Below are 12822 nucleotides of genomic sequence, written 5' to 3'. Positions count from 1 at the left end.
ACCTTATTTACAGGCGGACAAATAAGGCCTCCGGATGGTGTTTTTCTATATAACGACGAAGATATAACTCCGTATCAGAACTTATGGTGTGGTCTTTATGAACGGGGAACGTGTTGTAAACCAGGGTGTGTAGATTGATCTTGCGCTTGGCGATAGCTTCCAGACTTAGTAAGGTATGATTGATACTCCCTAATTTCCCCGATGTGACAAAAATAAGGGGATACTGCATTTCTTGGATGTAATCAATAATCAGATAATCCTCTCTTAACGGAACCATCAATCCACCTGCGCCCTCAATAAGCACAGCATCGTAGCGATGGCTTAATGTCAAGCTTGCCTGTCTAATCTTGGTAAAATCAATTTCACGATTATCTAGGCGCGCTGCCAGATGCGGGGAGGCCGGATAGGTGAAAATCTCCGGCATGGTGATTTTCTGATGATCTTCCACCGTTAATGGGATTTCCATGAGTTGGCGATGCAGGACGATATCTTCGGAAATAGCTGTATTTCCAGTTTGTACCAGCTTTTGAGTAATGGTGCGTATACCACTTGTATTCCATTGTTTCGCGAGGAGGCCAGTAGCATAACTTTTTCCGATCCCGGTGTCTATGCCGGAAACAAAATAGATATTTTCATTCATTGCTATGTTTCTTTTGTTGGTTGTCCGATTGTTGGTGATTGGCGTGTTCAGCTGATGTTTTTTTTTTGCAATAATATAGATGGGATGGTAGGTTAGCGATACGCCTTTTTCTGTCCCGTAACGAGCAGTATACTGGTCGCAGAAAGCCCGGAGCGTGCCTTTTGTCCACCGGTGATTTTTTATTCCCGTCACTCCCGTTTGCTTCAGGTGGAGCAGAACTTGTAAAGGGCTTTCAAAGTATAGTTGTAAATGTTCTTCTTGTGCAACGAGGATCGTATAATTCAATGTTAAAAGTTCGGCGATAAGTTCGGATTTAGATCGATAGCTTAGTCCAACATCTGCAGTAGCATTGATCTCGTGCATATTGTCATGACCAAAAGTACTGAAGGCAAGGATACCCGAGTTCGGTAGCGATACATAACAGTTCTCAAAGAAAGCGCGGGGATTGTTGAACCACTGAATCGTAGAGCAGGAAGCGATTAGATCGATATCTTTGGGAAAAGCATAGGTTTCTGCATCAGCACAGCTGAACGTGTGCGGCGAGGTCAAAATATCCATTACTTCGGGCATCATTGCTGGACAGATATCATTTAAAACCATTTTTTGAGGTTTGAGATGCTGTAGCATCAACCGCGAAAAAAGTCCTGTGCCGCAGCCAATTTCCAATACTTTTTGCGGTCTGAGCGGTATGTACTCCTGCATTAAGCTGATCATTTTTTTTGCTATTTCGTACTGAGCAGTCGCTGCCGACTGATAGTTCCGCGCAGCTTTAGAAAAACGGGCCATAATCCTTTGTTTGTCCATCATGATGATCATTTTAAAAGGTGCTTAAATAATTGTTCGGGATAATGCGTAGCGTCAATTATCGTATATGCGGTATCGGACCAGGCACGTTTTTGATTTTCTACGTGGAAGATTCGGTCTTCTTTACCGATATATGCCTGATGCCATTGAAATGCTGTTGGTGATTTTGTACTTGCGGTTTTTTCAATGGCGATGAGCTCAGAACGGAGGTCTTCGATGTCCCGTTGGGGGGCTCTCTCAAGAAAGTAGTTAAAAAGGTCCTTAGAGCCACACATGCGGAATCTGAATTTTTCCAGTGTTTTATCGCTCAGTGTATCCAATGTTCCTTTGAATAACTGGGCTGGAATTCCTTTTTCGTCATCTATTGGAAATGGTGTTCCATTGATTGCGGTACACGTACTGATGGGGTAATTGCTGTTTTGGAGCTCGGGCAGTACCGTTGCTGCTGCCCATACCCCCATAGACCAGGCGAAAACCTCAATTTCCCGGTATCCTGCGAGCAGACTTTCGTCCAACAGTAAATCCGTATAGCTATAGGCAACAATAAGATCTTTGCCCACAGGAGAGTAGTGCAAAAAAGGCTGTTCATCCATGCCCCAGCCTGCAAAAAATAAAAGCAGTTTTTCGTTGGATTTTGGGTGAAGATACTGCCTTGGGAAATTATCGGCTGAAGTGACCCGTTTAGGGGAGATTCTTTTAAGTATCATAAGCTTGCTGCGAGTTGTTTGATCATGGCCGAGGTCATTGTTGCTGTCAATGAAAGCCGGATTCTTGAAGTTCCTTCTGGTACTGTCGGCGGACGTATGGGAAGTACGTAAAATCCCTTTCGCTGCAGGTCTTCTGCTTTCAGTATCGTTTCCTTATTATCACCGATAATGACTGGTAGAATATGGCTCTCTGACGGAGAATTAAAGCCTTTGGCAATTATTTGCTGTTGAAGCAATAGGCTATTTTTGTGCAGCTGTTGGCGCCGGTCAGTGAAGTCGCTTAAGCGTTCCAGAATAAACGCGGTCCATAAAAGGTTGATCGGTGGTAGCGCGGTTGTAAAAACTAGCGTACGAGCCTTATTGATCAAATAATTCCGGATGGGTTCTTTACAGAGCAGGTATCCACCAAGCGATGCTAGCGCTTTTCCGAAGGTGCCTGTCAGGAAATCAATGTCGGTAATACAGTGCTGTTCTTCTGCGCAGCCAAGCCCCCGTATTCCGCGTACCCCTACGGCGTGCGCTTCATCGACATAGAGTAAGGTGTTGGGGTAACGCTGTTTTAGACTGACCAGATAATGGAGGTCAGTGCAATCACCATCCATACTAAAAATACTTTCTGTGACGATGATGATGCGTGTGAAGCGATGGGCATATTTTGCCAATAATTGCGTTAAGTGGGTGTAATCGGAATGGCGGTACCTGTAGCAGGCCGCATTGGACAGTCGGATGCCATCAATTAGGCTTGCGTGGATGCCCTTATCGGCGAGAATTAGTGTCTGTGTATCACACACTGCAGGAAGTATGCCTACATTCATATGATAGCCACTGTTAAAGACCAATGCACTCTCCGTGCCAAACATACGGCACAGCGTTGTTTCCAATTGCGTATAGCCTGCATGGTTTCCTGTGAGTAGACGTGAAGAGGAAGCACTGAATACCGCATTATCCTTTGTCACCGAGTTTAGGAATTCTTGACGAAGTATCTGATCTGTTGCCAGGCCAAGATAATCGTTAGAAGAGAGGTTGTGATGCGCGTTAACATACTCCTGTTCTGCTTTACCCTGCTGTGTGGTAAGGGGGAGTTTTCGTATATTCCCTTGTTTTTCAAGGGTAAATAATTCGTCTTCAATGCGCTGGATTAAACTGTTTTCACTCATTGGATTGTGCTGATTACGGCTAGTAATGCCTGTGTTAACTTGTGTAGCTCGCCTTCGTTTATGATAAAAGGGGGCATGATATAAATCAGTTTTCCGAATGGCCTAACCCAAATTCCTTCTTCGATAAACCGCTGTTGTATGCGGGATAGATCGACGGAGTTTTTCATCTCGATAACTGCAATTGCACCTAAAATTCTGAGCTCCTCAACTTGGGGCAGCATTGTAGCAGCGCTAAGTTCCAGTCTCAATTGTTGCTCGATTAACGTTACTTTCGCTTTCCAGTCCGTTGCCAACAGTAATTTGATAGAAGCGTGGGCTACAGCGCAAGCCAAGGGGTTGGCCATAAAAGTTGGCCCATGCATAAATGTACCCGGTTTACCGTTGGAGATTGTAGTTGCAACGTGATCTGAAGTGATCACGGCTGATAGCGTCATATAACCTCCGGTCAGAGCCTTACCGATACACATGATATCGGGTACTATGCCGGCATGCTCCCAGGCAAAGAGCTTTCCCGTGCGCCCAAACCCGGTAGCAATTTCATCAAAGATTAATAGCAGCTGATTTTGTTTGCAAAGATGTGCTGCCTGACGCAAGTACTCCGGATGATAAAAACGCATACCACCGGCTCCCTGAACGATAGGTTCAAGGATGAGAGCGGCCAGTTCGTCCTTATGCGAGCAGATCAGGTCTGCTAAGGGTTGAATGTCATTGGCATCCCATTCCTGATCAAATCCTATTTTTGGGGCAGGGGCAAAATAGCGTTTGGGTAAAGCATGGTCAAAGATGCGGTGCATGCCAGTAATGGGATCACAGACCGACATCGCGTTCCAGGTATCGCCATGGTATCCCGAACGAATCGTGACAAAGTTTGTTTTATTGGTCTTTTTTTGTGATACCCAGTATTGAGTAGCCATTTTAAGCGCAACTTCCACTGCAACAGAACCCGAATCGGCATAAAATATTTTGTTGAGTGAAGCAGGGGTGATATCAAGCAGTATTTTACCGAGGGCAATTGCTGGTTCGTGTGTAAGTCCGCCAAACATCATGTGTGACATGCTGCTGAGCTGTGCTGTGACCGCAGCGTTCAGGACGGGATGATTGTAGCCATGGATGGCGCACCACCAAGAGGACATACCATCGATAAGTTGCTGCCCATTTTCCAACTCGATTATACAGCCATCTGCCCGTTTAACCTTGTAGGCAGGTAAGGGATTAGTCATGGTTGTATACGGATGCCATAAATGCGCTCTGTCAAAATCATCGATAAGGTCGTGTTGGTTGATTTCTTTTCCTTCCATTATGGTTTGCTGCATAGGGTTTGTTATTTGTCTTGCTGTTTAGCGATGTTACGCTGGATTTTATGTTCTGGTCTTGACCATCTTGGTCTTTCACCAAGATCATGGTAATGCGCCATCTCCGTTGCGATGGTTTCGGGTTGATTTTTTTTCTCGAAAGGCTGCTGTGCCACTAACCCCAGTGTTTTAAACATATCCATATCTTCGTTGATAGCGGGATTGGGCGTGGTGAGGAGTTTGTCGCCCGAGAAAATCGAATTGGCTCCTGCGAAAAAGCATAAAGCTTGTCCCTCTGTACTCATGTTGGTACGCCCTGCAGAAAGGCGAACCTGTGTGGTGGGTAATAAAATTCGGGCTGTAGCGACCATGCGTACCATTTCCCATATCGAAACTGCTTCCATGACCTCCATTGGAGTACCGGGTACAGGAACGAGTGCATTGATCGGTACCGATTCGGGTTGTGGAATGAGCGAAGCAAGCGTGACCAACATCGCTGCACGGTCGGCGATACTTTCTCCCATCCCAATAATACCACCGCTACATACCGTTATGTTGGTTTTACGTACATTTTCGATCGTTTGCAGGCGATCATCATAGCTTCTGGTCGAGATAATTTCCTTATAGTAGTCGGCAGAGGAGTCGAGGTTGTGGTTGTAGGCGTATAGTCCGGCTTCTGAAAGACGATGTGCCTGGTTTTCGGTCAGCATACCTAGTGTGCAGCAGACTTCCATGTCAAGTCTATTCAATGTGCGGACCATCTCCAGTACATGATCAAACTCAGGGCCATCTTTAACATTACGCCAGGCGGCCCCCATACAGATTCGTGAGCTACCGCCCGCTTTGGCCGCCAGTGCCTGCTCCTTTACCTGCTCTAGGCTCATTAGGCCTTCCGCTTTTACATTCGTATGGTAACGTGCGGCCTGTGGACAATAGGCACAGTCTTCGGGACAGCCACCTGTTTTTATTGAGATCAATGTGGACACTTGTACTTTATTGGGGTCGTGATATTTCCGATGTATCGATGCCGCTTCATAAAGAAGATCCATTATTGGTTTGTTGTATAAAGCAACAACTTCTTCCTGCGTCCATTGTGGTTTTGTTTCCATATTATTGCTAATTTTTATGCGAAAGTCAGGTCTATTTTGCTTAATGACCATTGGGATTGAGTATTCAACGCGATTATTTTTTCTTGATGATTGCAAAGATTATAGTTTAAATGATAACTTTGGTAGTCCGAAATAAACATAATGAGTAGTCCGGTTAGTATAGGTTTTCATTCCATTATTAAGATAGATCGCCGTAAGGAAGATGCCATCTATCTGCAGATTGTTTATCAATTTATCAATGCCGTCAAACGTAATCTATTGGAAGATGGCGATCTGTTGCCGGGAAGTCGGAAGATTGCTGATGAACTAAATGTGCACCGAAAAACCATTGTAGCTGCTTTAGCGGAATTGCAGGAACAGGGCTGGGTGAAAATTTTACCTAATCGCGGAACTTTTGTGAAAAATCCCGAGCGTATCGGTACCTCCAGGTCTGCAGTTAAGGCATTTAGACAGCCGCCTGATTTTGCACCTTACTTTTTTAGAAAGGAACTCATCTTAGATATGCCTATTTCAGAGGTTCCCGAAAGGTACTATTTTACGGATGGAACACCGGATTATAATGTCATTGGAACGGAGGAACTGGTGCGTTTTTATGCATCCATGGTGAAACGGAAAAAGAAAAGTGATGATTTTCCGACGACGACTGAAGGGAATTTGTTTTTTAGGGACCAGTTAAGCTATTATCTGAATTTAACAAGAGGGTTTCATCTTTCCCGGAATTTCTTGTTGCCTATTGCCAGCCGCGAGCAGATTTTTTCAATTTTATCCAGATTATTGATCCGACCAGGTGATATTGTGCTGGTGGAAAATTTAAGTTATTTTTTACCTAACATGATCTTTAGTCAAGCTGGGGCCAAGCTAAAAACCATTACAGTAGATGCGGAGGGGATGAATGTAGATAAAATCGGAGATCAATTTAAACCCGGAGAAATCAGATGTGTTTACCTCAATACCAGATGTCAGTATCCAACGACGGTTAACCTTTCCGAGCGGAGGAAAATTCAATTATTAGCGTTGGCCGAGCAGTATAACTTTATCATTATTGAGGATGATGTGGATTTTGAGTCTTCTTTTTTTAAGGAGAAAGGCGAATCACTTTTTCGGAAAAATGGCGGTAACCGCGTGATTTATACAGGTGCTTTCGGTAGTTTCTTTGACCCTGGTTTCCAAATGAACTTTTTGATCGCACCACAGGATCTGTTGGATGAAGGTAAAAAGTATTTGAATATCTTCGGAAAACCGAATTTTATGATCGAGAAAACCTTGGGTGAAATTATCCATCAGGGTGATATCTTTCGGTATCAGCGTAAATTTCAGAAAACAATTGCTGAGCGAAAAGAATTGTTTGCCCAATTGCTGTTACGGCATTTTGAAGATCAGATCCGGTTTGAAATCCCGTCCTCGGGACTGGCTTTTTGGATACAGTTTAATCGGGTTGTTTCGCTGACAGCCTTGCAAGAAAAAGTGCGGTTGCTAGGACTCTTGTTGCCGAGTAATTGCCTTTATCAAAATAAAACCGTTACAGCATTGCGGTTGGGGTTTGCCCATCTTGACGAACAAAGTATGGTGACGGCAATTTCTTTGTTGCATGCTGCTTATGCCGATTTGGTCGGAAATATCGACTAGTTGCTTTGCAGTATATGGGCCAATTTGTTATTACCTTCCTGAGGGGACCCACAGCAATCCACAAAGTATGTGTGCTGCCATTGTTTGCTTTTGTTAGCCTGTTTGTTGGTTGGGGTACTCCAATTTGGATAAATTCGGAATCCGCGTTTACCCACTTGACAACCTGCTGTGAGGATTTCATGTTCAATGAGCGCCTGTTTTGGAAAAACAAATAAGCCGCAATGCTGGTCTTGCCCAACTAAAATAAGGTAATAATCGAAAGGATCATCTGCAGTAAAGGGGATGGTCGACCATCGCTGTCACGTTTCCAAAGAGCAATGAATAACCCCACTTTTCTTGGTGTTATCTTAGCCTTCCTAAATTTGAAGTTTTTGTTGCCCAGTTGAAAATTAAAACCATAATAGGCTCTACCTGGTTGATCTTCCGATAGGTGCGAGCAATGGGGCATAAATATACTTTCGAGTTGATCTAGCACTTTCCTAATCATCTGGTCAGCGATCTGTGGGGCAGCCTGACGGTTAAGATTCATGTTGAGGGATATAGATTAACTGAACAACACCCGATTTGAATGTGACGCTTTGAACAAGTTTTAGGGATAGTCGTTCAGGTAAGTTTTCAAATAAAGGCTTGCCACTTCCCAGGGCAATGGGGTGAACGGAAATGCGATAGACGTCAACAAGGTTGGCTTGGATGAATGTTGTGATTAGACGTGCTCCCCCATATAGCCAAATATCTTTTCCGGGCTGTGCTTTTATTTCCTGAACATGTTCAGTGATATCAGTTTGGATGAAAGTAGCGTTTTCATCTTGTCTTGCTTGACTGGAAAAAACATATTTTTTCTTCGCATGGACATTTTTCCAAAGATTTATTTCCGTTTCATCGGCCGTAGCACCCGGTTGGAAATTACCCCAGGCATCATAGCTCACCCGGCCATAAAAGATGGTATCGACCGAAGCCAAAAAGCCATCGAAATCCATGTCATCATCCATAATGCACCAGTCAACCTCTCCCTGTGAGCCTTCAATAAAGCCATCTAAGGTCATGGCCAGATCCAATATTATTTTTCTCATGTGTGTTATTTGCTTTAAACCTATTACTTGCGTTCCCGTAATAATAGAAGCTGGGTTAGCTCAACGGCGGATTGTCAGGATGACATAAAGATAGAGAAATAATAAGGTTTGGCCAAATTGCCGAACAACGGAGCAAAGAAAAAGCCCAGCAAAGAATGTCTGGGCTTTGAGATTATATAAGGGGAATAATACTTGCTAAAAAAGTGAAGACCTAGTCTTCATCGGTGATAATATCATCACCATCTAATTCGAAACCTTCACCAAGGAAGGTATTCTCTAGTTCGAATAAATCTGAATCTTTAATCATTTTACTATTTTTTGATATTCAAAGTTATCACCCTTATTTAAGCTAATCGTCAATATAAAATGAAGTTTGTGTTAAGTGATATCGTTATATTTTTTTGAGTACAACATCTAATTTTTCTGCCTGGATGATCCGACTGAAAAACTCTTTTAAATCAAAATACTCTTCCGGCATAAACAAGGGTTTGTTTAATTGTGTTGCAGATTCGATGATCAGAACATCCGGTGTTGTATTATTGATTTTGAAAATATATCGGGCCGCACGTTCAGGAAGAGCCATACTGATGTTTTTTAACTTTCCTTCCGTTGGATATGCATAGCCTTTTGGCAGTTTGATTTCAATGTAGCACTCTTCTTGGACTAAAGAACCAAAGTCGATCGGATAATTCCGCTCCGTAAGGTTGAAGGGATTCTTGGACATTTTTGTGTCAATATAAGGATTGAATAGAAGTTGCTCATTTTGCAGGGTTGCAAAATTCTTAATCTCAATTTCAAACTCCTCCGTTAGCGGTTTATCAAGGGATTCCCGATTCGATACTTTAAAACTATTGATTTTGATGCGATTGTTTTCTTCATCTATTTTTTCGTAGAATTCTTCTTCAGAATTACTTCCTTGAAGGCGTTCACGCATTTTGGAAGCACCGTAACCGTTACGTGAGGTAATCCATTTTCCTTTTAATGCACCATCTTCCGACAGTTCACCGTAGAAGAAGTTACTGTAAGTAGATGCAAGATTTGCCTCGAGCTTTACCCAGTCAGATTCGCCTTCCAGGGGAATTGATCTTCCCTGAAAGTTGACACATTTCATTGGGATATTTCCAAACATCTCATAGGGAGAGGTCGCATCCAGCAGGTAGTAGTTTTCACCTATTTTTACCTGGGCAATGACATGGTTGAACTCTGATATCGCTGGTGCATAGAGCCCTGCATAGCCATTCTCACGTGTCGATAAAATAACAGGGATGGCATCTAGTTTCGCATAACGTAAGGCATTGACCAGTCCAAGGTTAATATCGGCGCTATTGCCTGTTCTTTTTTCGATGGCTTCTTTGATATTTTTTGCGTAGATCGAATGGCGGTTATTCCATTTTATTTGTTTCTGGAAGTAGGTATACAGTCGTACCGCTTTCTCCAGGTCATCTTTTGAATCCTGCAATACCGGTTCAATGAACTCTTTCAATGCCGTTTTTCGCTTTACCTGTCCACCAAAACTTTCGTCCTGTACGAGTTTATCTCTGACATTTTCCCACGTGAGCGAAAAGTCTTTTGTCGGTCCCATTGGAATGCTATACCGACCAAGCTCAAAGAAAATGATTGACCTAAAATTTTTGGAAGAGGTCATGTAATCTTCGGTATGGAAAGCCGGAATATTTTCCATGGTATAGGTGGTTTTATTGCCTAAGACTTCTCCAACTTGAGAATCCAGGCCTGTGTTGTAATTTTCTACCTTCCGGTCACTGACGGCTAATCCCCCCTTTAAATTGGCTTTGTAATGAAAAACTTCGGGAATACGCGTGACGTATTGGCTATAAAGTTTTGGGAGATCTTCCTGAAATTCCCAGGCATTTAAGTTAAAAATAAATGGCGATTCTGTGCGGTAGCGGTATTCAATAATTGTACCTTCTTGGACCTGCGGAATGGCCGCTTTCGTTACCGCATAGTTTTCTGAGGCGTTTTCGTTAAAAATATTCGCTTTCGTCATTTCTGTTTCTACAACCTTATCTCCGACGAGGTGATAGGACGCTCCCTTGATGTCCATAAGGACTTCCCGGTCGTTGCCGCTTTTATATAAAGGGATACTGAAATTAGCGTAATTATAAGCTTCCTTATTTAATATTTTAATGCGGACGTGTCTGAAAAATTGAACAACCGGACCTTTGTTTTTATCATAACTTACTTCGGCTGATCCATATTCGCGTAAGACAAAGGCATTTGCTGCTGTATCTATTTTGTCAACAGTAATGGCAAAATCTTCCTTTTTTATTTTACCGAACGAAAAATCTTGCGCTTGTAGGTATACACCACTAAGCAGGAGGAGGCCAGTGAAAAAACTTTTCATAAAAAATGACTGTATGGTTAAGAATTATAACACTAAAGTATGAAATAATTTTAAATCCAAACCCTTATAAATTAAATTGGTTGAAAAGATAAATGGATCGATCAATTGCGATTGCTTATTTGTCCCGATAGCGAGATAAACTTGTGTTGTAATTAGATAGGATGTGCTCAGATCGCATCCTTACAAGGTGAATTCGAAGCTTAACGTGACATAGCGGTAGTCTTCCCCTTTCCATTTTGGTCCCGAAAGTAGAATCTCTTTGGCTTTGGCATCGAGGTAATCATTTGCACTTTGGAGAACGCTGATATTTGTTGGGAGTCCATCTTTATCGATATAGAAGCTTAAACGGACAGTGCCCTCATAACGGCTTTTAGCTGTTTTTTTCTTGATATAATTGTTGAACGATCTCCAGCCCCAGATAGGTTCGGCACTTTTTGACTTGCGTGAAGACATCGTTGTAACGACGACTTCATCAAGTGAGGCGCCGGAAGGTTGCATTTTGATCGTCGTATTTTTGCTGCGACGCATATTCAATGCGACAGAATTGTAGCCCAGAGCCATGATGTCGACGAGTGAATCCATTGTGCTGGGTTGGATGGTCGCTTGTCCCTGTGCGTCGGTATTCGTCGCAAACTTGCTATTGGGTTGAATGATTGTCACTCCCGAAATAGGTAAGCCTGTCTCTTTGTCCCGAATTGTAAGTTGTAGCGGGGTACCTTGTTGTTGTGGCATCGCAATACCCGGAGCTCTGCCTGCAAGGGTATTGTTTAAACTTGATGTTCCACGAATCATAATGGTTTGGGAAGCATCTTTTTTCTTTGCCATTGGTGCATAACCGATAACAATTGTACTGTCTGCAGGCCTTAATCCAAATACAGGGCGATCATTATTGAGACCTTCCTTCATTTCTTCCAATGATTTTACACGCAGGGATGGTTCCCGGGATAAAACGGTCACCTCTTCGAGTGGATGCTGTTCATGAAGCCGCGTTCGGTTATTATCGGCTAATTGTGGCAAATGATCTTGAGATCCTATTTTTGATGCAATATCATCTGAAGGAATGATAGAATCTGCTGCTGTAACCTTTGTTTTGGGTTTTTCCTGCGTAATACTTACTTCGGCGGTACGCCTCGCTTCGGATGAATTTTTGTCCTGTTGACGGTAAAGGAGGAGACCAATCCCCAATACGATCACTGCCGCTGCGGCGATGGCAAGTCTCTTCCAATCAAAGACCTTTATTTTAGCGGTATTATTTTTCTGAACACGTTGTGCAATTTGGTTGTTGATTGTTGTAAGTACGGTTTTATTCTGATCCATTTCCATACCCATAAGAATATCGGCCAGCATGGGGTCACGCTGTGCCTCACGTTCAAGCGCGTACATCTCCGTAGGAGATAATTCGCCGTTGACGTATTTCTTTAAGTATGCTATGTCGTAATTACTGTTGCTCATTCCAAGCCTCCATGCAATTTTTTAAATTCCGTTTCCCATTCTGTATATAGCTCTTTACTTCGTTCAAGCTATAACCGGTAGATTCGCTAATCTCTTTGTAACATTTTTCCTCTAAGAAGAAGAGTCTGACCGACTGCTGCTGTTTGTCTGGCAACTTTTCCAGACAGCCTTCCATGGCTGTTAGCTGTTCTTCTTTTTCATCATATTGTTCATACTGATGCACGTCTCCTGGAAATTTCACAAATTCATCCAAAGAAATTTGAGATTTGTTCTTTTGAGACCTTAAATACATCAAACAATGGTTCTTGCTTAGTACATAAAGCCATCTTGGGAAGTCCTTGATTTCTTGCTTGTTGACTTTATATATTAATTCTTCAAAGATATTCATGACAGCATCTTTGCTCAATTCGGAATCTTGGAGATACCGTAAACAAACATAGTATACCATCTCGGTATGTCGCTGGTATAGATCCCCCAATACCTGGAGCTCCATGGATTCCTGGTAGTGCAGCAAGAGCTCGTGGTCTTGTGCTGTATCTATTTTTGACGACTTGAATGCGAACATTTTATTGGCTAAAAATATTTTTTTTTTCTGGTTTATGG

At 42.8% G+C, this 12822-nt stretch carries 10 protein-coding genes and 1 pseudogene; 1 reads left to right on the top strand and 10 read right to left on the bottom strand.

All coding sequences use genetic code 11. The annotated features are described in order from the left end of the window. Positions 1–7: 7 nt before the first annotated feature. The 5 genes from bioC to bioB are packed head-to-tail and all read right to left on the bottom strand — an operon-like array spanning position 8 to position 5709. A complete protein-coding gene (gene bioC, locus B4Z90_RS15210; protein WP_286802689.1) occupies positions 8–1447 on the bottom strand; it encodes a malonyl-ACP O-methyltransferase BioC in 1440 nt (479 codons plus the stop codon). Between the two features lie 5 nt (positions 1448–1452). Next, a complete protein-coding gene (locus B4Z90_RS15205) occupies positions 1453–2151 on the bottom strand; it encodes a DUF452 family protein (RefSeq protein ID WP_201638583.1) in 699 nt (232 codons plus the stop codon). Further along, positions 2148–3308: an 8-amino-7-oxononanoate synthase gene (locus B4Z90_RS15200; protein WP_070565787.1), complete on the bottom strand. Its 1161-nt coding sequence runs from the start codon at positions 3306–3308 to the stop codon at positions 2148–2150. Before B4Z90_RS15200 ends, B4Z90_RS15205 begins: the two co-directional genes overlap by 4 nt. Next, positions 3305–4621, bottom strand: coding sequence for an adenosylmethionine--8-amino-7-oxononanoate transaminase (bioA, locus tag B4Z90_RS15195; protein ID WP_286802687.1), 1317 nt, complete (start codon positions 4619–4621; stop codon positions 3305–3307). The genes B4Z90_RS15200 and bioA overlap by 4 nt, the downstream gene beginning before the upstream one ends. Positions 4622–4629: 8 nt before the next feature. After that, on the bottom strand, positions 4630–5709 hold the full coding sequence (gene bioB / locus B4Z90_RS15190) for a biotin synthase BioB (RefSeq protein ID WP_286709722.1): 1080 nt from the start codon (positions 5707–5709) through the stop codon (positions 4630–4632). Between the two features lie 141 nt (positions 5710–5850). On the opposite strand from bioB, the gene B4Z90_RS15185 reads away from it, so the two are divergent. Next, entirely contained in the window at positions 5851–7335 is a 1485-nt protein-coding gene (locus B4Z90_RS15185; protein WP_286802685.1) for a PLP-dependent aminotransferase family protein, read from the top strand. On the opposite strand, the pseudogene B4Z90_RS25220 reads toward B4Z90_RS15185, so the two are convergent. From B4Z90_RS25220 to B4Z90_RS15160, 5 genes and pseudogenes are all read right to left on the bottom strand, one after another. After that, positions 7332–7783 (bottom strand): annotated as a pseudogene (locus B4Z90_RS25220) (MepB family protein). The gene B4Z90_RS15185 and the pseudogene B4Z90_RS25220 overlap by 4 nt on opposite strands. A 70-nt stretch (positions 7784–7853) precedes the next feature. Next, entirely contained in the window at positions 7854–8405 is a 552-nt protein-coding gene (locus B4Z90_RS15175) for a dihydrofolate reductase family protein (RefSeq protein WP_112375548.1), read from the bottom strand. A 391-nt stretch (positions 8406–8796) separates the two neighbouring features. Next, positions 8797–10767: a DUF3857 domain-containing protein gene (locus B4Z90_RS15170; protein WP_286802684.1), complete on the bottom strand. Its 1971-nt coding sequence runs from the start codon at positions 10765–10767 to the stop codon at positions 8797–8799. Positions 10768–10947: 180 nt separating this feature from the next. Further along, on the bottom strand, positions 10948–12219 hold the full coding sequence (locus tag B4Z90_RS15165) for a TonB family protein (RefSeq protein ID WP_286802683.1): 1272 nt from the start codon (positions 12217–12219) through the stop codon (positions 10948–10950). Next, positions 12206–12784: an RNA polymerase sigma factor gene (locus B4Z90_RS15160; RefSeq protein ID WP_070565798.1), complete on the bottom strand. Its 579-nt coding sequence runs from the start codon at positions 12782–12784 to the stop codon at positions 12206–12208. The genes B4Z90_RS15165 and B4Z90_RS15160 overlap by 14 nt, the downstream gene beginning before the upstream one ends. Positions 12785–12822: the final 38 nt, after the last annotated feature.

The sequence above is a fragment of the Sphingobacterium sp. UBA5639 genome (assembly GCF_002421245.1).
GTDB classification, from domain to species: domain Bacteria; phylum Bacteroidota; class Bacteroidia; order Sphingobacteriales; family Sphingobacteriaceae; genus Sphingobacterium; species Sphingobacterium multivorum.
Note: the sequence above shows the minus strand (reverse complement) of the source record. Positions and strands in the feature narration are given on the sequence as shown.